The sequence below is a fragment of the Achromobacter sp. genome (assembly GCF_057314935.1).
This window is the reverse complement of the sequence record NZ_DBHKZA010000032.1, coordinates 32,519-57,124: the sequence shown is the minus strand read 5'-3', so window position 1 is coordinate 57,124 and position 24,606 is coordinate 32,519. Positions and strand designations below refer to the sequence as shown.

General features: G+C 68.0%; 22 protein-coding genes. 9 read left to right on the top strand and 13 right to left on the bottom strand.

From position 1 onward, the window contains the following. Nucleotides 1–52 precede the first annotated feature (52 nt). A complete protein-coding gene (locus ACO6D5_RS14015) occupies nt 53–838 on the bottom strand; it encodes an SIR2 family NAD-dependent protein deacylase (RefSeq protein WP_485825720.1) in 786 nt (261 codons plus the stop codon). Between the two features lie 169 nt (nt 839–1,007). On the opposite strand from ACO6D5_RS14015, the gene ACO6D5_RS14010 reads away from it, so the two are divergent. Together ACO6D5_RS14010 and ACO6D5_RS14005 are read left to right on the top strand one after the other, a co-directional pair. Next, entirely contained in the window at nt 1,008–1,634 is a 627-nt protein-coding gene (locus ACO6D5_RS14010) for a cysteine dioxygenase family protein (RefSeq protein ID WP_485825719.1), read from the top strand. A 77-nt stretch (nt 1,635–1,711) separates the two neighbouring features. Continuing rightward, nucleotides 1,712–2,476: an IclR family transcriptional regulator gene (locus ACO6D5_RS14005; protein ID WP_006225528.1), complete on the top strand. Its 765-nt coding sequence runs from the start codon at nt 1,712–1,714 to the stop codon at nt 2,474–2,476. Here ACO6D5_RS14005 and ACO6D5_RS14000 read toward each other — a convergent pair. Together ACO6D5_RS14000 and ACO6D5_RS13995 are read right to left on the bottom strand one after the other, a co-directional pair. Continuing rightward, a complete protein-coding gene (locus tag ACO6D5_RS14000; RefSeq protein WP_485825718.1) occupies nt 2,385–4,046 on the bottom strand; it encodes an FAD/NAD(P)-binding protein in 1,662 nt (553 codons plus the stop codon). The genes ACO6D5_RS14005 and ACO6D5_RS14000 overlap by 92 nt on opposite strands. Then, complete coding sequence (locus ACO6D5_RS13995) at nt 4,043–5,008, bottom strand: tripartite tricarboxylate transporter substrate binding protein (RefSeq protein ID WP_485825717.1); 966 nt, start codon at nt 5,006–5,008, stop codon at nt 4,043–4,045. Before ACO6D5_RS13995 ends, ACO6D5_RS14000 begins: the two co-directional genes overlap by 4 nt. 299 nt (nt 5,009–5,307) lie before the next feature. On the opposite strand from ACO6D5_RS13995, the gene ACO6D5_RS13990 reads away from it, so the two are divergent. From ACO6D5_RS13990 to ACO6D5_RS13970, 5 genes are read left to right on the top strand one after another with little or no spacing between them, the layout of a single operon-like run. Then, nucleotides 5,308–6,477, top strand: coding sequence for a CoA transferase (locus ACO6D5_RS13990; RefSeq protein ID WP_315527975.1), 1,170 nt, complete (start codon nt 5,308–5,310; stop codon nt 6,475–6,477). Continuing rightward, entirely contained in the window at nt 6,474–7,196 is a 723-nt protein-coding gene (locus ACO6D5_RS13985; RefSeq protein ID WP_485825716.1) for an enoyl-CoA hydratase/isomerase family protein, read from the top strand. The genes ACO6D5_RS13990 and ACO6D5_RS13985 overlap by 4 nt, the downstream gene beginning before the upstream one ends. A gap of 32 nt (nt 7,197–7,228) precedes the next feature. After that, nucleotides 7,229–8,062, top strand: a complete 834-nt coding sequence (locus ACO6D5_RS13980; protein WP_315527972.1) for a CoA-transferase — start codon at nt 7,229–7,231, stop codon at nt 8,060–8,062. Further along, nucleotides 8,055–8,789: a CoA-transferase subunit beta gene (locus ACO6D5_RS13975; protein ID WP_485825715.1), complete on the top strand. Its 735-nt coding sequence runs from the start codon at nt 8,055–8,057 to the stop codon at nt 8,787–8,789. Before ACO6D5_RS13980 ends, ACO6D5_RS13975 begins: the two co-directional genes overlap by 8 nt. A gap of 9 nt (nt 8,790–8,798) precedes the next feature. Beyond that, on the top strand, nt 8,799–10,304 hold the full coding sequence (locus ACO6D5_RS13970) for a class I adenylate-forming enzyme family protein (RefSeq protein ID WP_485825714.1): 1,506 nt from the start codon (nt 8,799–8,801) through the stop codon (nt 10,302–10,304). A gap of 62 nt (nt 10,305–10,366) precedes the next feature. On the opposite strand, the gene ACO6D5_RS13965 is transcribed toward ACO6D5_RS13970, so the two are convergent. From ACO6D5_RS13965 to ACO6D5_RS13945, 5 genes are all read right to left on the bottom strand, one after another. Continuing rightward, on the bottom strand, nt 10,367–11,281 hold the full coding sequence (locus ACO6D5_RS13965; RefSeq protein ID WP_485825713.1) for a GntR family transcriptional regulator: 915 nt from the start codon (nt 11,279–11,281) through the stop codon (nt 10,367–10,369). Nucleotides 11,282–11,286: 5 nt separating this feature from the next. Further along, entirely contained in the window at nt 11,287–12,339 is a 1,053-nt protein-coding gene (gene pdxA, locus ACO6D5_RS13960; protein ID WP_315527967.1) for a 4-hydroxythreonine-4-phosphate dehydrogenase PdxA, read from the bottom strand. Next, complete coding sequence (gene dtnK, locus ACO6D5_RS13955; RefSeq protein ID WP_315527966.1) at nt 12,336–13,553, bottom strand: D-threonate kinase; 1,218 nt, start codon at nt 13,551–13,553, stop codon at nt 12,336–12,338. Before dtnK ends, pdxA begins: the two co-directional genes overlap by 4 nt. Beyond that, complete coding sequence (locus ACO6D5_RS13950) at nt 13,550–14,578, bottom strand: 2-keto-3-deoxygluconate permease (protein WP_315527964.1); 1,029 nt, start codon at nt 14,576–14,578, stop codon at nt 13,550–13,552. Before ACO6D5_RS13950 ends, dtnK begins: the two co-directional genes overlap by 4 nt. Nucleotides 14,579–14,772: 194 nt before the next feature. Next, nucleotides 14,773–15,306, bottom strand: coding sequence for a MarR family winged helix-turn-helix transcriptional regulator (locus ACO6D5_RS13945; protein WP_485825712.1), 534 nt, complete (start codon nt 15,304–15,306; stop codon nt 14,773–14,775). A gap of 128 nt (nt 15,307–15,434) precedes the next feature. On the opposite strand from ACO6D5_RS13945, the gene ACO6D5_RS13940 reads away from it, so the two are divergent. Then, nucleotides 15,435–16,409, top strand: coding sequence for a Bug family tripartite tricarboxylate transporter substrate binding protein (locus ACO6D5_RS13940; RefSeq protein WP_485825711.1), 975 nt, complete (start codon nt 15,435–15,437; stop codon nt 16,407–16,409). A gap of 11 nt (nt 16,410–16,420) precedes the next feature. Next, nucleotides 16,421–17,989, top strand: a complete 1,569-nt coding sequence (locus tag ACO6D5_RS13935) for a sulfatase-like hydrolase/transferase (protein ID WP_485825710.1) — start codon at nt 16,421–16,423, stop codon at nt 17,987–17,989. Nucleotides 17,990–17,999: 10 nt separating this feature from the next. On the opposite strand, the gene ACO6D5_RS13930 is transcribed toward ACO6D5_RS13935, so the two are convergent. The 5 genes from ACO6D5_RS13930 to ACO6D5_RS13910 all read right to left on the bottom strand — a co-directional run bounded on the left by ACO6D5_RS13930 (nt 18,000) and on the right by ACO6D5_RS13910 (nt 24,564). Beyond that, nucleotides 18,000–19,706 (bottom strand): AMP-binding protein, encoded by a 1,707-nt coding sequence (locus tag ACO6D5_RS13930; protein ID WP_485825709.1) that lies wholly within the window; start codon nt 19,704–19,706, stop codon nt 18,000–18,002. Between the two features lie 8 nt (nt 19,707–19,714). Then, nucleotides 19,715–20,305, bottom strand: coding sequence for a chalcone isomerase family protein (locus ACO6D5_RS13925; RefSeq protein ID WP_315527958.1), 591 nt, complete (start codon nt 20,303–20,305; stop codon nt 19,715–19,717). Continuing rightward, the gene (locus ACO6D5_RS13920; protein ID WP_315528115.1) at nt 20,269–20,814 is read right to left on the bottom strand and encodes a DUF4442 domain-containing protein; all 546 of its coding nucleotides are present in this window, start codon (nt 20,812–20,814) and stop codon (nt 20,269–20,271) included. Before ACO6D5_RS13920 ends, ACO6D5_RS13925 begins: the two co-directional genes overlap by 37 nt. Continuing rightward, complete coding sequence (locus tag ACO6D5_RS13915) at nt 20,814–22,013, bottom strand: acetyl-CoA C-acyltransferase (RefSeq protein ID WP_485825708.1); 1,200 nt, start codon at nt 22,011–22,013, stop codon at nt 20,814–20,816. Before ACO6D5_RS13915 ends, ACO6D5_RS13920 begins: the two co-directional genes overlap by 1 nt. Before the next feature lie 160 nt (nt 22,014–22,173). Next, nucleotides 22,174–24,564, bottom strand: coding sequence for a 3-hydroxyacyl-CoA dehydrogenase/enoyl-CoA hydratase family protein (locus ACO6D5_RS13910; protein WP_485825707.1), 2,391 nt, complete (start codon nt 24,562–24,564; stop codon nt 22,174–22,176). Nucleotides 24,565–24,606: the final 42 nt, after the last annotated feature.

The window sequence follows — 24,606 nt, the reverse complement described above, 5'->3', positions numbered from 1 at the left end:
CCCGCGCCGCCCATCGGCAGGGCCGGTCGTTTGGGGGTATCCCGCAGCGTGGTCAGGCGCCGGTGGCGCCGAAGGCCGCCGCCAGCATGCGGGGCATGACATCGGCGGCTGCGCCGTGCAGATTGCAGTGCGCCTGCCGGTCCAGCGGCGTCACGGTCGGGTTGACCTGAACGACCGTCGCCCCTGCGGCCAGCGCGCGCTGGGGCAATTCCGCGGCAGGGTAGACCAGCGCCGACGTGCCGATGGAAAACAGCAGGTCGCATTGTTCGGCCGCGCGCAGCGCGCCGCTCCAGGCGTCGGCAGGCAGGCTTTCGCCAAACCATACGACGCCGGGCCGCACCGGCGCGCCGCAACGCGTGCAGGCGGGCGGCGCGAGGCGGCGTCCTTCGTCGGGTTCTTCAGGCATGCCGTCGGAAAACGCTTGTGGCGCGCCGCAAGACGAACAGCGCGGCGCATGCAGGCTGCCGTGCAGGTGCGCCACCTGCGCGCTGCCGGCGCGCTCATGCAGGTCGTCCACGTTCTGCGTGACGACGGTCAGCTCGGGAACGTGGCGCGCAAGCGCCGCGATGGCGCGGTGCGCGGCATTCGGCTCGGCACGCAGGGCTTGCGCGCGACGCCATTCATACCAGCCCCAGACGATATCGGGGTGCGCGCGGAACGCGTCGGGCGTGGCCAGCGCCTGCGCGTCAAAGCGCGACCACAAGCCCGTCAATGCATCCCGGAAGGTGGCGATGCCGCTTTCCGCGGAAACCCCGGCGCCGGTGAAGACGACGACGCGTTGCGCGCCGCGTAAGGTCTCTGCCAGCGTGGGCGGAATATCTTGATAAGTACTCGTCATTTTCAACCTGGAAGATAGTCCGATACGCTGCGCGCTCAGGCCCAGGCCTGTCAAGCGCGGCTTGCCACCGATCGCCGTGACGGCGGCAGGGGCAAGCGTGCGCAAGTATCCCGAATGGTGGATACTGGTTTTCTCATCTGGGATTTTCCCGACGATACGGAGATACGCAATGCTCGACGCCACACCCGGTCTGGACCGGCTTCGCCGTTTCATCGCCACCGCAACGCGGCTGGCGGCCCCGGACGCGCTGGCGCAGACGCCCGCGCTCGAGGCGGCTTTCGCCGACCTGGTGCGCCACGATGACTGGCTGCCCGAAGCCTGTACCACGCCGCACCCGCAGTACTACCAGCAGTTCCTGCTGCATTGCGATCCCCTGGAGCGGTTTTCGCTGGTCAGTTTCGTCTGGGGGCCGGGGCAGTTCACGCCCGTGCATGACCATGAGGTCTGGGGCTATGTGGGCATGCTGCGCGGCGCCGAAATCAATCAGCGCTATGTGCGCCATCCGGACGGCCGGCTGACGCCCGCCGGCGAGGCCTCCACCTTGCAACCCGGCGATATCGAACGCCTGTCGCCTGAAGCAGGCGACATCCATCGCGTCTCCAACGCCTTCGCGGACAGCGTGTCGATCAGCGTGCATCTGTACGGCGGCAACATCGGCGCGGTGTCGCGGCATGTCTACGATCCGCAGACGGGGCAGCCCAAACCATTTGTCTCCGGCTATTCGTCGCCCAGCCTGCCGAATCTTTGGGACCGGTCCGCCGCCGTGCGCGCCGCGATCCCCGGGCTGAAAGGCTGAGCGCCGCGTCCCGAAAGCGCTGTTCGCGCGCGGCGTCTCATGCTATGTTCCTGTCCTAAATATTAGGAAAAAATAGCATGGACAAGACGCTGCTCAAGGGGCTGATGGTGTTGGAGGCGGTGACCGACGTGGACAATCCGCCGCGCACCATCGATGCGCTGGCCGCGAGGGTTGGCCTCACCCGCAGCAATACGCATCGCACACTGCAAACGCTGATCCATGCCGGCTACGTCATCAAGGACGATGACGGCGGTGGATACCGTGGCGCGGTGCGCCTGTTCGAACTGGCCGCGCGCCAGCTTGCGCAACTTGACGTGCGCAAGCTGGCCGCCCCGTTCATGCGGACGCTGGCCGACCAGACGGGCGAAACCGTGCACTTGTCGGTGCTGGATGGGTTTGACGTGGTCTACGTCGACAAGATCGACAGCCCGCAGCCCATCCGGGCCTATTCGATGGTGGGCGGCCGCGCGCCCGCTTACGCGGTCGCGACCGGCAAGGCCTTGCTGGCCTACCAGCCGGACGGCTATGTCGAGCGCTATGCCGAGCAACTGGTGCGGCACACGCCTTCCACCATCGTGTCCATGGCGCTGCTGAAAGACGAGCTGCGCAAGATCGCCCGCGCGGGCTACGCCGTGAACCGCGGCGAATGGCGCGAAGGCGTGGGCGGGCTGGCCGTGACGCTGTTCAACAGCCTGGACCAGCCCGTGGCGGCAGTGGGCATCTCTGGACCGCTGGACCGCCTGAGCGCTGCTAGGATGAAGCAGCTGGCGCCGGATGTGTCCGCCTGTGCGCAGGCCATCTCGCAGGGGATGGGCTATCGGCGAGGCTTCCTGGATCAGTAAGCGGCGCCGGGTGGGCGAGCGTCGCCGCGATGCGCTGCGCCTGATCCCGCGCCAGCCGCGCGTTCACGTCCATGGACGTGGTCCAGAAGTAGGTGCCACCGGCCAGGCTGCCCAGCACCGAGATCTGCGTCAGCACCGCATGTCGCGCATCTTTCAGGCAACCCGATTCGTAGTCCAGCGACAGTCCGCCGAACGGGTCCGGTTGCGCATGGCCATCGTGCAGCAACGCCGCCACCAGCGGATCACGAGTCGCCGCGGCATCTACCGAGAAGCTCGTGGCATTGATCAGGTGGCGGCTGGCGTGCGCGACGGTGCCGTCGGCGCTGCGCAGGCGCGTGTGGAACTGCAGATCCGCCGGGTCGTAGCGGCTGTCCACATAGCCTGCCCGCACGTGCAATTGCCCGCGTTGGAACAGCGCCTGAAGCTTCAGGGCATTGCGCATCGGGAAGGTGGCGCGGCGCGCCATCCACAACGACCGCCATTGCGATTGGAAACGGCGGCGTTCCGCCGCGGGCATCAAATGCCAGATCTGATCGACCGCCGCGTTGGTGGCGGCGGCCACGGCTTGCCAGGGTCGGGCCGCTAGCGACGAACGGCGGATCTCGTCGTTCAACGCGGTTTGCGCGTCCGCCTGCAAGCCCATCACGTCGTCGGCGTCCAGCGGGCCGCCCATCGCCCGCACTTCGTCCTTCAGCGCCTGCGCGATCACCTCGACGGATAGTGCGCCGCCGTAGCGCGCCGCCAGCTGCAAGGCGCCATCGCGGCTCAGCTGGCGCAGCGCTGCCGGCGGCTGGTTGTGAGGGCTGCGCACCGAGGGCAGCCGGCCGTTGCGCGATACGCACAGAATGGGGCCGCGATGGCCGGATTGCTGCAAGGCGGCGATGGCGTCCACCGCGCTGAGGCTGGTGCCGACCACACACACAGAGGCGTCCGGCGCGATCGCGCCCGCCAGTTCGGCGACCGGGTAGGGGCTGTTGAAATAGCCGGGCGCGCCTTCCAGATGCGGAAAGGCCTGCGAAGGCAGGTTGCCGTTGCACAGCACCGCATGGCGGGCATGCCAAGGCGCGCCCGCGTCCGGATTCACGCGCACGCCGCCATCGGGTAGCGGCGCCACGCGTTGTACCCGGCTTTGCACATGCAACAGCGCGACGCCCAGCCGCGGCGCCAACTGGCGGCAACGCGCATGGACGGCCCGCATGTAGGCGCCGAAGAGCGGCCGCGGAAGGAAGTCGGACGGGGCGATGGCCTGCACGCCATAGCCGCGCAGCCAGGCGGGATCCTGCTCGCGCAGCCAGTCGACGAAGTCCATCCGCTGGTCGGCCCGCGCCGACATGTTGCCGGCGGGGATGTTGAGCAGATTGCTGGAGAGGTCTGCTTGATAGGCGCCGCCCGGTCCCGGTTCGGCCTGGGGTTCGAAGACCGCCACGCGAAGCGGAGGGGAGGCAGGGCCGCGGCCCGCGGTTTCGAGCGTCAGCAGGAACTGGTACAGCAGGCTGACGCCGACCGAGCCGCCGCCCACGATGGCCAGGTCCGCGGCCGACGGCGGAGATGAGGCGGGGGCGGGCATCATTTGGCGGTAGACAGGCGCACCACGTCGGCCCAGCGGGCGACTTCCTGCTTCAGCACGCGGCTGGTGTCGGCGGGCGACGTGGCCACGGCATCGGCGCCAAGCTTCAACGCGGCCTGCTGTACCGAGGCCATGGCGGCGGCTTTCTGCATGCCGGCCGACAGTTTGTCGACGATGGCGGGCGGCGTGCCGGCGGGCGCCAGCAATGCGTAGGCGGTGGCGACGGAATAGTCCTTCACGCCTTGCTCTATCAGCGTCGGCAAGTCGGGCAGGGCGGTGGCGCGCGTGGCGGTGGTCACCCCCAACAGCCGGATCTTGCCGCTGGCGACCTGCGGCAGCAGCGCGGGCAGGGTTTCGATCACCATGTCGATCTGGCCGCCCAGCAAGTCGGTGATGGCCGGGCCGCTGCCGCGGTAGGGCACATGCATCAGGCGGGTGCCCGTCACCACCTGGAACAGTTCGCCCGCCATGTGTTGCGACGTGCCGGGGCCGGCCGAGCCGAACGTGATGGTGCCCGGCTTGCTCTTGGCCAGCGCGATCAGTTCCTGCACGTTCGCGGCGGGCACCTTGCTGTTGACGGCGACCGCCATCGGCATGCTGGTCGCCATGGAAACGCCGACGAAGGCGGTGGCGAAGTCATAGCCCGGCTTGTCCGGCATGGCGGCATGGATCGCATGGCTGCCCACGGCCCCCATCAGCAGCGTATAGCCGTCCGGCGCCGATTTGGCGACGTACTCGGCGCCGATTTCGCCGCCCGCGCCCGCCTTGTTTTCGACCACCACGCCTTGCCCCAGGAAATCCCCAAGGTGTTGCGCGTAGATGCGCGCAGCGGCATCCGTGGCGCCGCCAGGCGGGAACGGCACGACCATGCGCACGGGTTTCGAGGGCCAGGCCTGCGCCAGGGCTGGGCCGGCGGCCAGTGCCAGGACGGCGCCGGCGAGCGCAATGCGCCACGTTTGCTTCATGGGGAGTCTCCTTGGTGTGGTCGGTCCGTCATGCGCGGGCACCTGCGGTCGCGGGGCTTGCGGCGCTGCGGTCCTGTTTTATAAGTCCTAACATATAGGACTCGTATTCCAATAAATGGTTTACGTAGAATTCCACACGGTGATATGCTGGTCAACAATTAAGCGCTTCACTTAGGGATTGCACTAGGAAACACAGGGGGCTCGCACAAATCCGTCCGGCATGATGCCATCCTGGAAACCGCGCTCTTATAATATTTTTCGAATCCTAAATATTGAATTTTCATAACGAGAGGTCAGACATGACACCCAGTTCGGCACTTGCCGGCATCACGGTGCTGGAGATTTGCAATGTCGCGGCGGGGCCGTTTTGCGGCATGTTGTTGGCGGATATGGGCGCCGACGTGATCAAGGTCGAAAACCCCGAGGGCGGCGACACCCTGCGCAGCTGGCCCCCCATCTCCGACGGCTACAGCGAGAACTTCGCGTCACTGAACCGCAACAAGAAATCGGTGACGCTGAACCTGAAAGACCCCGGTGACCTGGCCCTGGCGCGCGAACTGGCGCTGGCCGCCGACGTGCTGATCGAAAACAATCGGCCGGGCGTGATGGACCGCCTGGGGCTGGGCTACGCGCAACTGCGCGAGGCCAATCCCAAGCTGGTCTATTGCTCCATCTCGGCCTATGGCCAGTCGGGTCCGCGCTCGCAGGAAGGCGGTTTTGACCTGACGATCCAGGCGATGAGCGGCATCATGAGCGTCACCGGCGAGGCCGGCGGCGAACCCGTGAAATGCGGCGTGCCGGTGGCGGACTTTTCGGCTGGCCTGTACGGCGCCTTCGCCATCGCTTCGGCGCTGCGCGCGGCCGCAGCCAGCGGGCAGGGCACGCACATCGACGTGCCGATGCTGGGCGCCACGCTGGGCATCGCTGCCTTGCAGACGTCGGAGTTCTTCGGCAGCGGCAAAGACCCCGTCAAGCTCGGGTCTGCGCACCCGCGCAACGCGCCGTACCAGGCGTTCCGTTGCAAAGGGGGCTACTTCGGCATGGCCGCGGGCAACCAGGCGCTGTGGAAGGGCGTGTGCGCTACCGTGGGCCGCGACGACCTGCTGGCAGATCCGCGCTTTACCGACACCAGCGCCCGCGCCCGCAACCAGACGGCGTTGCGCGAAATCCTTGAAGCCATCTTCGCCGCGGAAGAGGCGCACACCTGGCTGGCGAGGTTTCGCGCGGCCGGCGTGCCGTGCGCACCTATCAACACGTATTCCGAAGTGCTGGCGGATCCGCAGGTGGAGCATATGGGGTGGGTGCAGCCCGTGGAACTGCCCAACGGCGTGCAGACCCGCACCTTCGGCCTGCCGGTGCGCTTCGACGGGCAGACCACGGCGCTGCGCTTGCGCCCGCCCGCGCTGGGCGAGCACAACGACGAGGTGCTGGGCGCCTTGCGTGCCGCCAGGAAAGGAGTGACGGCATGAGCGGCGTTCTGCATATCGACAAGCAGGGAGACCGGCATGTGCTGACGCTTGCGCGCGCCGACAAGATGAACGCGCTGTCCGCTGAACTGGTGGAAGCGCTGATCACGGCGCTGGACGAGGCCGAGGCGCAGGCCGCCAAGCTCATCGTGTTCAAAGGCGAGGGCAAGAACTTCAGCGCGGGGTTCGACTTCGGCGACTGGCAGACGCAAAGCGAGGGCGACCTGCTGCTGCGCTTCGTGCGCATCGAGACCTTGCTGCAGCGCGTGGCGGCATCTCCTTGCCTGACCGTGGCGTTGGCGCATGGCCGCAATTTTGGCGCGGGCGTCGACCTGTTCGGCGCGTGCAAGTGGCGCGTCAGCGCACCAGACGCCACGTTCCGCATGCCGGGCCTGAAGTTCGGCCTGGTGCTGGGCACGCGCCGCTATGCCGCGCTGGTGGGCGCCGAACGTGCCCGCACGGTCTTGGAGCAGGCCGCGACATTCAGTGCGGAAGAGGCGTTGCGCGACGGTTTCGCCAGCCGGCTTGCCGCGCAGCAGGAATGGCCTGGCGTCGAGCAGCAGGCGGCGGAAACGGCAGCCGCGTTGACGGACGCCAGCCGGGTCCAGCTGTATGCGGCCTTGTCGCTTGAGACGCCGGACGCCGACCTGGCGCGCCTGGTGCGTTCCGCGGCGGCGCCGGGCCTGAAGGACCGCGTGGCCGCCTATCTGCAGGCGCGCTAGCGGCACAAGAACCAGCAGGGGAGGACAAGACAATGGCTTCGGGTTTCAATCAAAAGAACAAGCAGTGCTCGGTGGCGGCGTTGGCGGCGCTGGTGCCGGATGGCGCATCCATTGCGCTGGGCGGCAGCTTCCTGCACCGCGGGCCGTTCGCGTTCGTGCGCGAACTGATCCGCCAGGGCAAACGCGATCTTGAACTGATCAAGCAATCGCCCGGCTACGACGTGGACATCCTGTGCCGCGCCGGCGTGCTGCGCCGCGTGCGCGCGGGCATCGTGGCGATGGAAGGCAACTTCGGCCTGGCGCCGTGGTACCGGCGCGCGGTGGAGCGCCGCGAGATCGAATTGGAAGAGCACGCCTGCGCCAGCCTGACGGCGGGGCTGCGGGCGGCGGCCTTCGGCGTGCCGTTCCAGCCTTGCGGCGGCCTGCATGGCAGCGGCTTGCCGGCGCTCAATGGCTGGGCCTGCCTGGACGACCCTTACGGCAGCGGCGAGAAGACGTATGTCGTGCCGGCCATCCGTCCGGACTTCGCCGTGATCCAGGCGTCTGAAGTGGATGCGCTGGGCAATGTGCGGGTACATGGCACGGCGCATTGGGACCGCATCATGTCGCGCGCCGCGGGCAGCGTGCTGGTGGTGGCCGAGAAGGTCGTCGACAGCGCGGTGTTCGAAGCGCAGCCGGAATCCACGCTGGTGCCGTACTTCATGGTGCAGGCCTACGCCGTGGCGCCAGGCAGCGCGTGGCCGGGATCGTGCTGGCCGGATTACGCCATCGACTATCCCGCGGTAGAGGCATACATGGACAAGAACAGCGATCTGCAAGCGCACCTGGCCGCGGCGCCCGAAGCGCAAGGGGGCAATCATGGCTGAGCAATGGTCGGGCTTTTCGTACATCGTCACCAACCTGGCGCGTTTCATCCGCCCCGACGAGATCACGTTCAGCGGCGTCAATTCCACGATGCCGATGTTGGCGTGCCTGCTGGCCAAGCGCGCCTATGACTGGGACTTCGTCTACATCAACGTGGCGGGCGGCGTGAATCCGCGGCCGTCGCACATCCCGATATCCAGCTCCGATCCGGTGCTGGCCGAGCACACGGCGTCGATTTTCTCGAACGAGGATTTCTACGATCTGTGCACGCGCGGCCGCATGGACCTGACCTTCCTGGGCGCGGCGCAGATCGACGGCGCGGGGTGCGCCAACAATTCCTGCATTGGCGACTGGCACGAACCCAAGGTGCGCCTGCCGGGCGGCGGGGGCGGCGCGGTGATGCTGCCCACCGCGCGTCGCGCGTGCACGTGGCGCACGGAACACTCGCGCCGCACGTTCGTGCAGAAGCTGGATTTCATGACGTCCTGGGGCGGCTTCCATGGCGTGGTGACGCCGATCGCCGTATTCGTGAAGCGCGACGGCAAGCTGGCCTTGCAGTCGTGGCATCCGGAGTCCAGCCTGTCGGAAGTGCGCGAACGCACGGGATTCGATTTCGACGCGACCGGCGCCGCGCCGTCCGAGCCGCCCACGGCGGCTGAAGCCCGTGCGCTGCGCGAGCTGGATGCGGACGGTCAGTTCGAACGCGACGCCGCCGTCGCGCTGCGCTAGGAGGCCGCCATGACGATTGCCGAGGCCACGCTGGTGGCGGCGTGCGAACGCGCGTGGCGCCAGCCTGAATGGTCGGCGCGGCCCGCTATCTTGACGGCCGACGAAACGTTGACCTATTCGGCGTTGCATCGCCGGGTGGGGCAGGTGGCCGGTGGCCTGCGCGCTGCCGGCGTGCCCCGTGGCGCTTTTGTGGCGGTGGCTATGGAACGTTCGCTGGCGCAGGTGCTGGCCATTCTGGGCGTGATGGCGGCGGGGGCTTGCCCTTGCCCGCTGGAGCCGCGCCTGTCGGTCGAGGAAACGGCGCGGCGCGTGTCGGCGGTGGGGCTGGGCTGGATGCTGCACGACGTGGTCAACGCCGCGACGGCAGAGGCTTGCGGCCTGCCCCCGGCACGCTTGCTGGCAGCCGGCCAGATCGCGCAGGGGCCGGTGGACTGGTCGGGCAGCGACGTCGCTACCGCGGACCCCGGCCTGCTGCTGTTCACCTCCGGCAGCACGGGCAATCCCAAAGGCGTGCTGCTCAGCCACCTGGGGCTGGCGAACAACGCGCGCGGCGTATTGGCGCACACCGGGTTGACCCCCGATGACCGCCTGCTGCACGTGATGCCGCTGCATCACACCAATGCCCTGAACAATCAGATTTTCACACCGCTGCTGGCGGGCGCCAGCGTGGCGCTGGCCGGCCGCTTCCGGGCGGACGACATGCCGGGATTGCTGCGCGCGTTCCGGCCCACCATCATCACCGGCGTGCCCACCATGTACGCCCGCATGCTGGAATTGGCGTTCGATCCGCAAAGCCTGGCGGGCTTGCGCTTCGCGCGTTGCGGGTCGGCCCCGATCACGGAGGCGTTGCACCGGCGTATCGAGGCCTTCCTGGGTTGCCCGCTGGTGGTGTCCTATGGCTTGTCGGAGGCGACCTGCACGTCCACGATGAACCCGCCCGCGGCACGGCGCGTGGGCTCCGTCGGTACGGTGCTGGCTGGTCAACGCGTGACGTTGCGGCTGCCGGACGGCTCGCAGGCCGCACCCGGCGGCGAAGGCGAGATCTGCATCGAAGGCGACAGCCTGATGCTGGGCTACCTGGGGGTAGGCGACGCGGACGGGGGCGCGCCTTTGCTGTTGCGCACCGGCGACCTGGGCCGATTCGACCCGCAGGGATATCTGAGCATCACCGGCCGCATCAAGGATGTGATCATCCGCGGCGGCGAGAACATTTCACCGGCGTTGGTCGAAGGCGTGGTTACAGGCTTGCCAGGCGTGGCAGCGTGCTGCGTGGTCGGCGCGCCCGATGAGGACCTGGGGGAGGTGCCGGTGATCTTCGTGCAGCGTGGCGGCGACGGCGTGGCGGATGACGCGTTGCAGGGGGCGGCGATCCAGGCCGAGGTGCTGGCCCGCCTGGGACGCATCTATGTGCCGCGCGATGTCGTGTGGATCGATCGGCTGCCGGAGAATGCGGTGGGCAAGGTGGACCGCAAGGCCTTGGCCCGCCAGGTGGCCGCGCAGGCTGCCAGCGCCTGAAAGGGTCTGTCGGGCCGGGCAGGGCCAGATCGGCACGTCCCGCGCAGGTCGGCAGAGGCCAGTCAGGACTGGCCGCGCAGCCTGGCCAATTCGGCCGATAGCTGCGCGACAAGCGCCTGCGCGCGGGCCAGCGGATCGTGCCCCTCGGGCAGGGAGCCCGCGGGCGCGGCGTGGCCAGTTTCGGCTTGGGCGGGAGCATCCTGCAGCCGGGGGTGCACGCTTTCGTGGCCCACGCTGACATCCACGTCGAACACCAGTTGCTCGGCGCGGTGCCAGGTCGTGAACCATTCCAGCGGCCGGCCGTGCTGGTCCATGCCCTGGCCTTGCAGCATCAGCAAGGGCGTACCCGCCTGCGTATCCAGCAGGCCGGCCAGCGCGGCGTCCGCGGCAACGGCGCGGATCTGGTTGCGGCCGGCGCCTGGGCGCAGGCCGAAGCGCCGCGTCAGCACGCCGTGCAACGACGCGTCGGTCAGGTCATCGGCGCGCAGGCCAGGCACCGCGTCGGCGGGCAACCAGGTGCGCACATATGCCAGCGGGGCGTCTGCCACGTGGCGCAGGCGTTCCAGCATCAGCAACTGGGCCGTGCCGAAAAAAGCCGCCACGTCATCGGGTGGTTCGGCGCGCGCGAAGGCCAGCACGCGGGTCTGCAAGGCAACGCCCGATTGGGCGAACTGTTCGTACAGGCCGGTAGAGCGCTGCACCAGCCGGCGGTGTTCCTGCGGCGCCGCTACGGTCGCGGGACGCCCGGTTTCGCGCTGGATCAATCCTTCGGTGGCCAGGGCGGCCAGTGCCTGGCGCACCACGCTGCGCGCGACGCCGAACCTGTCGCATAGCGCGGCTTCGCTGGGCAGCACGGCGCCGGCCGCGAGCTTGTTCGTCCGGATGTAGCCCCGCAGCAGGGTTGCCACCTGGGCGTGCAGCGGGATGTCTCCACTGCGATCAAGAACGGGCAATGCGTCGTGCGTGGCGGGCGCCATGGGAATCAACCTCCGGTTTGTGCCCGCGCAGTTTCCCACACATGCGTCCAGCCCGGGGCCAGATGCGCGGCGCGCTCGGCGGCCAGGATCAAACTGTCTTCGCGGGCGATGCCCTTGCCGGCGATGTCGAACGCGGTGCCATGGTCGACGGACACGCGCACGACGGGCAGGCCCACCGTGATGTTCACGCCGTCGTCGCCATAGACCGCCTTGAAGGGCGCGTGGCCCTGGTCGTGGTAACAGGCGATCACGAACTGCCATTTGCCGCGCACGGCTTGCGGGAACAGGGCGTCGGCCGGGATCGGGCCGGCGGCCAGGATGCCGGCCGCGTTGGCTTCGGCGACGGCCGGGGCCAGGATGTCGGCGTCTTCGCTGCCGAAGATCCCGTTTTCACCAGCGTGCGGGTTCAGGCCCGACACGGCCACCGGCTGGTCGCCGCGGCCCAACGCCTTGGCGAACGATCCGGCCAGGCGCAAGACGGCGCGCATGCGCGTCGGGGTCAGGTCTTCAATGGCCTGGCGCAGCGACACGTGGGTGGTGGCGTGGAAGATGTACAGGTCGCCGGCCGATAGCACCAGCGAGAACGTCTTGACGCCGAACTCGTGCGCCAGCAGTTCGGTGTGGCCGGGCCACTTGTGGCCGGCGGCGTGCATGGCGGCCTTGTTCAAGGGCGCGGTGACGATGCCATCGACTTCTCCGGCGCGCGCCAGGGCGCAGGCCGTCGTGACGAAGCGCACCGATCCGTCGCCGGCGTCGGCGCTGATTTCACCCAGCTTGACGTGGGCCAGCGACGGGCCGGCTTGCAGCACTTCGATCGTGCCGGGGGCGTTGCTGCAGTCGGCCGCGCGGTCAAGCTTGCGCACGATGGCGGGGTCGCCGCCCAGGTTGCGAACGGCGTTTGCCATGACGTCCACGTCGCCGACCACCAGCAGGCGTGCCTTCTGGCGCAGTTCGTCATGGCCCATCAGCATCTTGGCCGTGATTTCCGGGCCAATGCCCGCCACGTCGCCCAGGGTGACGGCCAGCAGCGGCAGCTTGTTGGGTTGGGGTTGTGTCATCGCTTGAATCTCCTGTCGCGGATCGCGCTCACCGCGCGAACCAATACGTCTTCGGTGCCAAAGCCGCCGGCCTTGGTCACCACGGGCAGGCCAGCGGCCGTGCCCCCGGTCAGCGTGCCCAGAGGCACGCCGCCCATCACTTCGTCCACCAGCGCGATGCCGCGGGCGGCCAGCGCCACCAGCACGCTGCGCGCGCCGTCCCCGCCGGTGGCGACCACGCCTGCCGCGCGCGAGGTGGTGATCAATTGCGCCGCCAGGCTGCCCAGGCGCTCGGCGACCATTTCGGAATCCAGTCCGTCGAGCTGCCCTTCGGGCGCCAGCAGCAGCACGGTGCCGGCCTCGGCCGGCGCCTGCGCATGGTGTTGCAGCAGCGGCTGGCTCCAGGCGCGCCAGGCCGCGTCGTCCGCCAATTGCGCCAGCGACGGCGTCCACGTGTCGGCGCCCGCGGCCTGCAGCGCGGCGGCTTGCGCGCGCGCCGCGCTGTGCTGCGACGTCACGACGACGACGACAGGCGCCGTCTGGTCGGCGCCTGCCCAGACACGGGCCAGCGGCACGGCCAGGCCGCCCGCGCCCACGGGCAGGGCCTGTTCGCCGAGCAGGCCGATGGCGCGGGCCAGGCGTTCCAGGTCGGCATCGGTGGCGGCGTCGACCACGACCGTGTTGCCGGCCTGCCGGATGCGCGCGGCCAGCGTGTCGGGCGTATCGCCCGCTTGCGCCGCGACGTGGGCGCAACCCAGCAGCGTGGGGATATGGCTTTCGGTCACCGGCGTGACCGGGTCGGTCGCGGCCGAGGTCTCGGTGACCGGCTTGCCGTTCACATACAGGATGCCCTGTTCGACGGTGCGGCCCGTGGCAGGAAAGGCGGGGCAGATCACCGCCACCGTGTCCGGGCCCCAGGCGTCGCGCGCCGCGTCGATCTCGGCCTTGAATGCGCCGCGCAAGGTGGAGTCCACCTTCTTGTACAGGCGCGATACGCCGGCGGCACGCAACTGCCGCACGTTCTGCTCAATGACGCGTGCGGCGTCGGCGGCGGGCAGGGCGCGGCTGTTCGTCGTGACGGCCAGCACTTCCACGCCGGCCGTGGCCGGGCCGGACAGCGCCTCGTCGGCGCCGCCGATGGACAGGTGAGTGCTCCAGCCGGCGCGGACGAACTGCACCGCGGTATCGCCGGAACCGGTCAGATCATCGGCGACGATGGCGATCGTGGGATTCAAAGAGCCTCTCCGCGCGCCTCGCCCAACGTGGGCGTGCCGCTAGTAGTTTCCGCATCCTCGGATTTGAGTTCACCGGCTCGTTTGAGGAAGTACGAGGCCAGGATCGGCGCCAGGATCGAGCTGATCAGCACGCACGCGGCGACCTGCGCGGTGGCGGTCGCGACGTATTGCTGGAAGTTGGGGTCGGCTGCCGCCACCACGGCGGGCGTGGCGATGGCGTTGCCGGCCGTCGTGCCGGCAGCGAAGCCCAGGCCGCTCTTGCCGCCGCGGCGCAGGATCATACGATAGCCCAGGTAGACCAGACCGCCGGTGATGGGGCTGATGATCAGGCCCAGGATCAGGCCGCTCATGCCGCCGCTGACGACTGCGCCCAGGTTGATGCCGGTGCCCAGCGCGAAAGCGAAGAACGGGATGACGATGTTCGGCACGGGCTTGAGCACGTCGCGCCATTTGGGGTCCAGGTTGCCGACCACCACGCCCAGCAGGAAGGGCACCAGCGCCGCCACCAGGGCGATCATCGGAATGTCGGCCAGGCCGGACGCGCCCAGGAACAGCAGGCTGAAGAAGGGGCCGTCGTTGACTGCGCTGGCGACGTAGGCGCCGCGGTCGCGGGCATCGCCGTACTGGCCGGTGTAGGCCAGCCACAGGCCGCCGTTGCTGTTGTCGAAGGCGGCCAGCATGGCCAGGATGGACACGCCCAGCACGCCGTCCAGGCCGACATAGCTGCCCAGGATGATGATGAGGGTGGCGGGCACCAGCGTCTTCATCAGCAGGATGGTGCCTGCGGTGGCCAGGATGGGGCCGCCGGTGCGGGTGTTGACCTGCGTGCCGGTCGCGAAGATCAGCAGAGCGATCAGCGGCAGGGCGCTGTTCTTGAAGAGGGCGGTGGTGAAGCCGCCGATGGCCAGCGCATCAGGGGCGAAGGTGCCGATCAGGGAACCCAGGATCAGCGGCACAAGCATCAATCCGCCAGGGATCTTTTGCATGGTGCCAAAAAAAGGCGAACGGGAAGTTGCGGTCGACACTGGCTTCAGTCTCCAGGATGGTTCTGTTGGGTTGCAGACGTTCGTTGACGCGTCTGTCACGGTTGAAAACCGACAGTGTACACCTGTACGTACAGCTAGTACGTACAGGTTTTCCCTTCCCGCAGCCGGTCGTCGCTGCGCCGCATCGGGGCCCGGTGCCAGGGGATGTGGGCGCCCGCGTGCCAAACAGCGTGTCAGGCGTACCGCGCCCGGCGCGTGCCACCTTCGCGGCGGCTGGCTTTTTCCGAAACGATGTTGTCTTCGGCCATGCGGCGTCCGCGTTGTTCGATACGGGCCAGCAAGTCGCGCAGCAGCGCGATTTCATCGTGACTCAGGTCCTGCACCAGCAGGTCGTTCAGCCGGGCGACCTCGGGCAGCAGCCCCCGGTAGCGGGCGATGCCTTCGGCGGTGGCTTCCACGCGCACGACCCGGCGGTCGGCGCTGTCGTGAAGCCGCCGCAGCCAGCCCTTTTCGCACAGCGTCCCGAGCGTGCGCGACGTGCGGGGCAGATCCAGCTTGGCGGCAGCAGCCAGTTCGGCCGAGTTCATGATGCCGCCCTCGACGGCGCAGGCCAGGATCCGCCATTCCCGGCGTGTGATGCCGAAACGCCCTTCGCACAGCCGCACGAAAACCGGATTGGATTGCGACCAGGCCTGGTACAGCCGGTACATCAGCATGTCCGCCAGATGAGGCGGTTCGGATGGGAGCATGGATGGCATGGCGTGCATATCGTTATGGAAAGTCCTGGATTAGATCAACCAACGGCCGCGTTGCTACAGTCCATTCACTCATTCGGGTATCGGCCAAGCATGGATAACCATAACCGACAGCGGGCCACTGTCTCCAGGAGAAGACAATGCGGAAATGGATGACGGGCGCCCTGGTGGCGACGGTGTTGATCGGGCTGAGTCCGCTGGCCTGTGCGCAGCAAGCGCCGCTGGACGGCCCGCTGACCATCGTGGTCGGCTATCCGCCGGGCGGCAGTTCGGACCGCATCGCGCGGCTGGTGGCTGACCGGCTGAAAGACCGGGCTGGCGTGTCGGTGGTGGTTGAGAACAAGACCGGCGCCGGCGGCCGCATCGCCGCGCAAGGATTGCACGCGGCGCCCGCCAGCCAGAACGTGCTGATGCTGGCCAACCCGGCCGTGATGGTGGTGGCGCCCCTGGTCTATGCCCAACCGGGCTATGACGCCCAGCAGGACTTCACGCCCGTGTCGTTGGCCAGCCGCTACAAATTCGCGCTGGCGGTGCCGGCCAGTTCACCCATCAAGGACGTGGCGGCATTGCGCCAATGGCTGCGCGATAACCCCAAGCAATTCACGGTGGGCGTGCCGGCCACGGGCAGCTTGCCGCATTTCTTCGCGTTGATGCTGGGCCGCGAGATCAAACAGGAGCCGGAAGTGGTTGGCTACCGGGGCTCGGCGCCGCTGATCTCGGAACTGATCGGCGGCATTCTGCCGCAAGGCATCGACACGCTGGACACGCTGCTGCCGCAGCACCGCGCCGGCAAGATACGCATCCTGGCCACGTCCGGGGACACGCGCGACGCGGATCTCAAAGAGGTGCCGACCTTCAGGGAAAGCGGCGTGAACCTGGCGGCCGACGGCTGGAACGCCTTCTTCGCGCCCGCCGCCATGCCGCGGGCCAAGGTCGACCGGCTGGGCGCGGACATCGCCGCCATCCTGCGCGAGCCGGCCATGCAGGAAGCCGTGCGCAGCGTATTCCTGGAGCCCGTCTCGCTGGATGCCGCGGGCACCGCCGATGCACTGGCCGCCTACCGCAAGCAGTGGGAGCCCGTGGTGCGCGCGTCCGGCTTCACGGCCACGCAATGACAGGATCCGCAATGAGCACCGTGCAGAATGTCCTGTTCATCATGGCCGATCAGTTGCGGGCCGACCACCTTGGCTGCTATGGGCATCCCTACCTGCAGACACCCAGCCTGGATGCGTTGGCGGCGCGCGGCGTGCGCTTTGACCGGGCCTTCGTGAATTCGGGCGTCTGCGGCCCCTCGCGCATGAGCTACTACACGGGGCGCTATCCTTCACGCCATGGCGCGACCTGGAACCGCGTGCCGCTGTCGGTCAATGAGATCACGCTGGGCGAGTACCTGGCCGGGCAGGGGCGTGAGCTGGCGTTGGCGGGCAAGACCCACATCATCCCCGATAAAGCCGGCATGGAGCGGCTGGCGATCGACGGTGCCTCCGAGCTGGGCGTGTTGCTGAGCCGCGGCGGCTTCACCGAGCTGGACCGTTATGACGGCCACCACACCCCCGGAAAGGAAAGCGGCTACCCCGCATTCCTGCGCCGCAACGGCTATGACAGCGCGGACCCCTGGACCGATTACGTGATCGCAGGCGTGGACGCTGGCGGCAACGTCGTCAGCGGATGGAACATGCGCAACGTGCATCTGGCCTCGCGAGTCGCCGAGCCGCATTCCGAGACCGCCTACATGACGGACCAGGCGCTGGACTTCATGAAGCAGCGCGGCGGCCAGCCCTGGGTATTGCACCTGAGCTACGTCAAGCCGCACTGGCCCTACATGGCGCCCGCGCCCTACCACAAGCGCTATACCGCCGACCAATGCCTGCCCGTGCGGCGCAACCGCGAAGAACTGGTGGACGCGCATCCCGTCGTGGCGGCCTACCGCCAGCAGGAAGAAAGCGTCAGCTTTTCCACGGATGAATGCGTGCGTGTGGTGCGGCCCGCCTATCAGGGCCTGATCCGGCAACTGGACGACCATCTGGGCCGCCTTTTCGACTACATGGAAGGCGCCGGTCTGATGAAGAACACGCTGATCGTGTTCACGGCGGATCACGGCGACTTCCTGGGTGACCATTGGCTGGGCGAAAAAGAACTGTTCTACGACACCGTGCAACGGGTTCCCTTCATTGTGATGGACCCGTCGGCCGCGGCCGACGCTACGCGCGGCCGCGCCTTGGCGGACATGGTCGAGAGCGTGGACGTGGTGCCGACCGTGCTGCGAGCGCTGGGTACGCCGGGACCGGGGCATCGGCTCGAAGGCCGGGAGCTGCAGACGCTATTGCATGGCCGGGATGCCGCCACGCCTTGGCGGGATTGCGTGTATTCCGAACTGGACTACAGCTTCCGGCAGGCGCGCGTGCTGCGCGGCAAGACGCCGCTGAACGCGCGCGCCTGGTCGGTGCGGACCGACCGCTGGCGCTACGTGCATTGGCTGGACGAGCCCGAGCAGCTCTTCGATCTGCATGCCGACCCTGACGAATTCCAGGATCTGGGCACCAGCGGCGCACACGCAGGCGTGCGCGCGGAGTTGCGTGCACGCTTGCTGGACTGGATGCTGCGCGGCAAGCGCCGCACCACGATCAGCGACGAGGCCGTGGAAAACGCCACCAACGCGCATAAGCGCGCGGGGGTGTTTTTTGGGCAGTGGTAGGGGGCGGTGTTCAGGCCTTTACCGCGGACCGGGTTTGGGGTCGAGGCGTCGCATTCTGCGCCTCCGGCTTCAGCTCCCGCCGCAGGATCTTGCCCACGTTGGTGCGCGGCAGGTCATCGCGGAATTCGACGTAGCGCGGCACCTTGTAACCGGTCAGTTGCGTGCGGCAATGGGCGATCAGCGTTTCCGCGTCCAACCCAGGGTCCTTGCGGATCACGTACAGCTTCACCGCTTCGCCCGAGCGTTCGTCCGGCACGCCGACCGCCGCCACTTCGCGCACGCCGGGATGCAGCGCGGCCGCGTCTTCGACTTCGTTGGGATAGACGTTGAAGCCGGACACCAGGATCATGTCTTTCTTGCGGTCGATGAGGAAGACGTAGCCGTTTTCATCGACGTAGCCGATGTCGCCGGTGCGCAGGAAGCCGTCCGGGTACATCACCAGCGCCGTTTCGTCGGGCCGGTTCCAATAGCCTTGCGTGACCTGGGGGCCGCGCACGCAGATCTCGCCGCTTTCGCCGATGCCTTGCTCCTGGCCTTCGTCGTTGCGGATGGAGATCTCGGTGGATGGCACCGGCAAGCCGATCGACCCCGTGAATACCTTGACGTCCAGCGGGTTGACGGTGACGGCGGGCGAGGTCTCGGTCAAGCCGTAGGCCTGCGCCAGCGACTTGCCCGTGACGGCGCGCCAGCGGTCGGCCACCGCGCGTTGCACCGCCATGCCGCCGCCCATCGTCAGGCGCAGGCGCGAGAAATCCAGCTTGGCGAAATCGGGATGGTTGAGCAACGCGTTAAACAGCGTGTTGACTCCGGTGAAGGCGGAAAACGGCACCTTGCCCATCTCTTTGATCAAGCCGGGGATGTCGCGCGGATTGATGATCAGCAGGTTGCTGGCGCCGATCTTCATGAAGGTCAAGCAGTTCGCCGTCAACGCGAAGATGTGATAGAGCGGCAGGGCCGTCACGACGCACTCTTCGCCTTCTTTCACCAGCGGCTTGATCCAGGCATGGGCCTGGCTCAGGTTGGCCACCAGGTTGCCGTGCGTCAGCATCGCGGCCTTGGCCACGCCCGTCGTGCCGCCGGTGTACTGCAGGCAGGCCAGGTCGCGCTGGTCCAGCGGCACCTCGGTGAACGGCGTGTCGCGGCCGGCGCGCAAGGCGTCGTCCAGCCGGACGGCGCCGGGCAGCGACCAGGCGGGGACCATGCGCTTGACGCGGCGGACCACGAAGTCCACCAGCCGGCCCTTGATGGGTCCGAGCATCCCGCCGATAGACGTCACCAGCACGCGCTCGATCGCGGTCTGGGGCAACGCCTTCTGCAGGGTGGCCGCGAAGTTGTCCGCCACGACGATGGCGCGCGCGCCCGAATCGGCCAACTGGTGTTCAAGCTCGTGCGCGGTATAGAGCGGGTTGCAGTTGACGACGATGCAGCCGGCGCGCAGCGCGCCGAACAGGCAGACTGGATACTGCAGCAGGTTGGGCATCATCAGCGCCACGCGGTCGCCCTTTCCCAGCCCGTTGGCGTGCAGCCAGGCGGCGAAGTCGCGCGTCAGCGCGTCCAGCTCGGCGTAGCGGATCGACTTGCCCATGCTGATGTACGCGGTCTTGTCCGCGAAGCGGCGGCAACTCTCCTGCACGACTGAGACCAGCGTCGTCACGCCGTCCATCTCGATCTCCGCGGGAACGCCGGAGGGATAGCTCTTGTGCCAGATTCGTTCCATCGTTGTGCCTAGTTGCCCAAGAGGGCTTTCTTCAGGGAGGCCTGCGCGGGGTTGTCGCCCAGCCAGACGCGCAGCAAGGCGCGCGCGAACTCGGGACTGTCGACACGGCCCAGTTGCTTGCCGTTGCCAGTGACCGTGACACCCCGGGCGTCGAAATCCAGATCGACCACGTCGCCCGTCTTGGCGGTGCCGATTTCGGCCATCAGACGGGACAAACGGTCTGCCGACGCTTTCAGCGCGGCAAGCTCCTGCTTCGGCGTATTGTCGCGCAATCCCTCCTGCAACGCGTCGTCGAGGCTTTTGCTGTCCACGTCGCGCAGCAACTGCAGGCGCATGCGGCGGGGCTCAGCACTGTTGACCAAGGCCGCGGCATCGCTGCTCTTGGCGGTGGCGTACAGCGCGGCTACGTAGACCTTCACGACGAACTTGGTGCGCACGCCGGCGCCGTTGAGCACCAGCGCGCGGCCGCCTTCGGACAGATGCTCCGGCACGCGCACGCCTGCGACATCCATGTCCGCAGCGAAGGCGGGCGCACCCGCCAGCGTGGCGGCAACGATGATGCTCAGGGCGGCGGATCGCCCTCCAGAGATGGGATGCATGGGTCTCCTCCTGTGTTCTTTCGCTTGTAGAACTTCTTGTCGGCGATATAGATCGTGCGTTCCACGACGGCATAGACCACGCCGTCCTTGTCCTTCAACTCCACCGTGTACGTGCGGGTCGTCTCATGGTCCCGCGCGAGGATGCGGCGGATTTCGGCAATCTCTCCGGGCGGCAGCCGGAAGTCCACATACAGGGTCGTGTAGGCGGGCTTGCGGTAGCGGATCGACGCCGCCTTGTCCCACACGATGTGGTCCGCGCCCAGCGCGGACATGAGCATCGTGGGGTGCGCGCCGTCCGTTACCGCGAACAGCGAGCCGCCGTACATCGACCCGACGATATTGCGCGTGCGCCGCAGCAAGGGCAGCTTGATGCGGATGTGCTGGAAGTCCGGCGACACATGCAGCACGCGGCCGCCGGTGGCGCGAAACGCCGGGTGCAGGTTGAACCCCACCCGCATCAGGCGCGCGCGCCATTGCGGCGACAGGCTCTTGAACCAATAGGGCTTGATCACATTGACTCGAACAGCCCAGCCGCACCCATGCCGGTGCCGATGCACATGGTGACCAGTCCGTACTTGCCGCCCGTGCGGCGCAGGCCGTGCGTGATCGTAGCCGTGCGGATCGCGCCGGTCGCGCCCAGCGGATGGCCCAGTGCAATGGCGCCGCCCAGCGGATTGACCTTGGCGGGATCCAGCTTCAGTTCCCGGATCACGGCCAGCGACTGCGCGGCGAAGGCCTCGTTCAGTTCGATCCAGTCCAGGGCGTCCTGCGTGATGCCCGCGCGTTCCAGCACCTTGGGGATGGCGGCGATGGGGCCGATGCCCATGACTTCAGGCGGCACGCCGGCCACCGAGAAGCTGACAAAGCGCGCCAGCGGGCTCAAGTTGAATTCGCGCAGGATGCGGTCGGACACGAGGACCACGGCGGCGGCGCCGTCGGACATCTGCGAGCTGTTGCCGGCGGTGACGCTGCCGCGCGCCGCGAACACGGGACGCAGCCGGGCCAGCGCTTCTGCGCTGCTGTCCGGGCGCGGACCTTCGTCGACTTCGACCAGACGGCGCATCTGCCGGACGGCGCCGCTGGCGCCGTCCGGCAGATGCGACACCACTTCAAACGGCGTGGTTTCCGCGCGGAAGTGGCCGGCCGCGATGGCGGCGCAAGCTTTCTGATGCGAGGCTAGCGCAAAGGCGTCCTGATCCTCGCGCGAGACCTTCCAGCGCTCAGCGACCTTTTCGCCGGTCAGGCCCATGCCGAAGGCCATGCCGATGTTCTCTTCGTGGGCGAAGATGGCCGGGTTCATCGATACCTTGTTGCCCATGATCTGCGGCATGGCGCTCATGGATTCGGTGCCGGCGCCGATCATGATGTCGGCTTCGCCCGTGCGGATGCGGGCGGCGGCATCCGCCACCGCTTGCAGGCCCGACGCGCAGAAGCGGTTGACGGTGACCCCGGCCACGCTTTGGGGCAGGCCGGCCAGCAGCAGCCCGATGCGCGCCACGTTCATGCCTTGCTCGGCTTCCGGCATGGCGCAGCCCGCGATCACGTCTTCGATGCGCGCCGTATCCAGCCCGGGCACCTGGGCCAGCGCGCCGTTCAGCGCGGCGGCCAGCATGTCGTCAGGGCGGGTGGTGATATAGGCGCCGTTGCGCTTGCCTACCGGCAAGCGCGTGGCGGCGACGATGTAAGCGTCCTGAATCTGCTTGCTCATGTTCATTCCTCATATCTCTACAGCGAGACAATAAACAGCGAAACCTATAAATCCCCCCCTGCGCATAACGATGCAGCTCCAGTGGGGCCGCGCGGATCCGGCTTCGCCGGTCCGCAGCCGGCGCCCCTGGGGGAAGGCGCCGCAGGCGCTGCGGGGGGGACTAATTCCGTAGCGGCTTGCCGGTTTCCAGGGTGTGGCGGATGCGGGCCTGGGTTTCAGGCGTGCGCAAGAGCGCCACGAATTCCCGGCGCTCCACCGCCAGCAGCCATTCCTCGTCCACCTTCGTGCCGGTTTCGACCTCGCCGCCGCACAGGGCCACGGCAGCGCTGCGCGCCACGCGATAGTCATGCGCGCTGATCATGCCGCCTTCGCGCATGTTGACCAGCACCATCTCGAAGTTGGCGATGCCGTTGCGGCCCGCCACCGGGATGTTCGCCAGGCGGGGCGGCGGCGTGTAGCCGGCCTGGGCCGCGGCGCGCGCCTGGCCGATGGCCACGAACAGCAGCTCGCCGGGATGGAACAGTACGATGTCGTGCTCGCGGGCAAAGCCCGTATCGATGGCTTCCAGCCCGCTCTTGGCCACTTGCGCCGTGGCGATGGTCTGGAAGATGGGTTGCAGGTAGGGGAAGACCTCGCCCGGGGTGGCGGTCTTGGCCGCCAGTGCCGCTGCGCGGCCGGCGAACTCCTTGCTGCCGCCGCCCGCCGGAATCAGGCCGACGCCCGCTTCCACCAGGCCGATATAGCTTTCCAATGCCAGCACGCGGTGCGAGGCGTGCATCAGGAATTCGCAGCCGCCGCCCAGCGCCATGCCCTGTACGGCAGCGACGGTGGGGATCTGCGCGTACTTGAAAGACTGGGAGGCGCGCTGGAATTTCTCCACCATGGCTTCCAGCATGTCGAATTGGCCGGCCGCGCAGGCTTCGACCACCTGTTGCAGGTTGGCGCCGACTGCGAAGGGGGGCTCATGCCAGATCACCAGGCCGTCGAACTCGCGCTCGGCGCGGGCGACTGCTTGCAACACGCCTTCCAGCACCTCGCCGCCCAGCGTGTGGTTCTTGGACGTGACCGACAGGATGGCGATGCCGGCGTCGACGTCGGGCAGGTTCCACAGGCGCACGCCCTCGTTCTCCCACACGGTGACGCCGCGGTCGTCGGCCCCTTCGCCGAATACGCGTTCCGGGAACAATTGACGGCGGTACACCGGGAGCGCCGAACGCGGATGCAGGCGGCCGGTGCGCGCGGAATACGAGCCTTCCGGCGTGTGCACGCCTTGGCGGCCCGGCTCCAGCGCCCAGGCGGGCAGGGGGGCGTCGCTCATGGCGCGGCCGGCGGCGATGTCTTCGGCAACCGCGGCGGCGATCGCCTGCCAGCCGGCGGCCTGCCAGGTTTCAAACGGGCCTTGCGCCCAGCCGAAGCCCCAGCGCATGGCCAGGTCGAGGTCGCGTGCATTGTCGGCCACGTGCTCGAGCTGCACGGCGCTGTAGTGGAAGATGTCGCGAAACAGGCTCCACAGGAACTGGGCCTGCGGGTGCTCGCTTGCGCGCAAGGCGGCAAAGCGACGGGCGGGGTCGCGTTCTTTCAGCAGCGCGGCGACCTCGTCGGCCAGCTTGCCGGCGCTGGGCCGGTAGTCTTGCGCCTTCAGGTCCAGCACCAGAATGTCCTTGCCTTGCTTGCGGTAGACGCCGGCGCCGGTCTTCTGGCCCAATGCCCCTTTCTGGATCAATGCGGACAACCAGGCGGGCAGCGCAAAGTAGCGGTGCCAGGGGTCGTCGGGCAGGTTCTTTTCCATCGTGCCGACCACGTGGGCCAGCGTGTCCAGGCCGACGACGTCCGCGGTGCGGTACGTGGCGCTCTTGGGACGGCCGATTTTCGGACCGGTCAGCGCGTCGACTTCGTCGAAACCCAGCCCCAGGCGCGCGGTGTGGTGCATGGCCGCCAGGATCGAGAACACGCCGATGCGGTTGGCCACGAAGTTGGGCGTGTCCAGCGCGCGGACCACGCCCTTGCCCAGCGTGGACGTCAGCCAGGTTTCCAATTGGTCCAGCACGGCAGGCTGGGTGTGCGACGTGGCGATGATCTCCACCAGCCGCATGTAGCGTGGCGGATTGAAGAAATGGATGCCGCAGAAGCGGTCACGCAGGCTCGCGGGCAAGGCATTGGCCAGCGCGTCGATCGACAGGCCGGACGTATTCGAGGCGATGATGGCGTCGGGCGACACATGCGGGGCGATGCGCTCGTATAGCGCCGTCTTCCAGTCCATGCGTTCGGCGATGGCCTCGATGACCAGGTCGCAGCCGCGCAGCGCGTCCAGGTGGTCGTCGTAGTTCGCGGGGGTGATCAGGGCGATGCGGGCCGCGCCGGCCAGCGGCGCGGGTTCCAGTTTTTTCAGGCCGGCCAGCGCCTTCTTGACGATGCCGTTGCGGTCGCCTTCGGCCGCGGCCAGATCGAACAGCGTGACGGGCACGCCCGCATTGGCCAGGTGGGCGGCGATCTGCGCGCCCATGACGCCGGCACCCAGGACGGCGACGTGTTTGACGACGAACTTGCTCAAGGGATTCTCCTGGAAAGGCGGGCGGGCGGCGCGGGGCCGCCC

Excerpts from the sequence above, each read along its gene's own strand:
- ACO6D5_RS13925 (WP_315527958.1), bottom strand. The coding sequence starts at position 20,305 with ATGCATCCCATCTCTGGAGGGCGATCCGCCGCCCTGAGCATCATCGTT.
- ACO6D5_RS13930 (WP_485825709.1), bottom strand. The coding sequence starts at position 19,706 with ATGGAACGAATCTGGCACAAGAGCTATCCCTCCGGCGTTCCCGCGGAG.
- ACO6D5_RS13970 (WP_485825714.1), top strand. The coding sequence starts at position 8,799 with ATGACGATTGCCGAGGCCACGCTGGTGGCGGCGTGCGAACGCGCGTGG.
- ACO6D5_RS13990 (WP_315527975.1), top strand. The coding sequence starts at position 5,308 with ATGACACCCAGTTCGGCACTTGCCGGCATCACGGTGCTGGAGATTTGC.
- ACO6D5_RS13980 (WP_315527972.1), top strand. The coding sequence starts at position 7,229 with ATGGCTTCGGGTTTCAATCAAAAGAACAAGCAGTGCTCGGTGGCGGCG.
- ACO6D5_RS14010 (WP_485825719.1), top strand. The coding sequence starts at position 1,008 with ATGCTCGACGCCACACCCGGTCTGGACCGGCTTCGCCGTTTCATCGCC.
- ACO6D5_RS13940 (WP_485825711.1), top strand. The coding sequence starts at position 15,435 with ATGCGGAAATGGATGACGGGCGCCCTGGTGGCGACGGTGTTGATCGGG.
- ACO6D5_RS13995 (WP_485825717.1), bottom strand. The coding sequence starts at position 5,008 with ATGAAGCAAACGTGGCGCATTGCGCTCGCCGGCGCCGTCCTGGCACTG.
- ACO6D5_RS13945 (WP_485825712.1), bottom strand. The coding sequence starts at position 15,306 with ATGCACGCCATGCCATCCATGCTCCCATCCGAACCGCCTCATCTGGCG.
- ACO6D5_RS14005 (WP_006225528.1), top strand. The coding sequence starts at position 1,712 with ATGGACAAGACGCTGCTCAAGGGGCTGATGGTGTTGGAGGCGGTGACC.
- ACO6D5_RS13935 (WP_485825710.1), top strand. The coding sequence starts at position 16,421 with ATGAGCACCGTGCAGAATGTCCTGTTCATCATGGCCGATCAGTTGCGG.
- ACO6D5_RS13915 (WP_485825708.1), bottom strand. The coding sequence starts at position 22,013 with ATGAGCAAGCAGATTCAGGACGCTTACATCGTCGCCGCCACGCGCTTG.
- ACO6D5_RS13965 (WP_485825713.1), bottom strand. The coding sequence starts at position 11,281 with ATGGCGCCCGCCACGCACGACGCATTGCCCGTTCTTGATCGCAGTGGA.
- ACO6D5_RS14000 (WP_485825718.1), bottom strand. The coding sequence starts at position 4,046 with ATGATGCCCGCCCCCGCCTCATCTCCGCCGTCGGCCGCGGACCTGGCC.
- ACO6D5_RS13985 (WP_485825716.1), top strand. The coding sequence starts at position 6,474 with ATGAGCGGCGTTCTGCATATCGACAAGCAGGGAGACCGGCATGTGCTG.
- ACO6D5_RS13975 (WP_485825715.1), top strand. The coding sequence starts at position 8,055 with ATGGCTGAGCAATGGTCGGGCTTTTCGTACATCGTCACCAACCTGGCG.
- pdxA (WP_315527967.1), bottom strand. The coding sequence starts at position 12,339 with ATGACACAACCCCAACCCAACAAGCTGCCGCTGCTGGCCGTCACCCTG.
- ACO6D5_RS14015 (WP_485825720.1), bottom strand. The coding sequence starts at position 838 with ATGACGAGTACTTATCAAGATATTCCGCCCACGCTGGCAGAGACCTTA.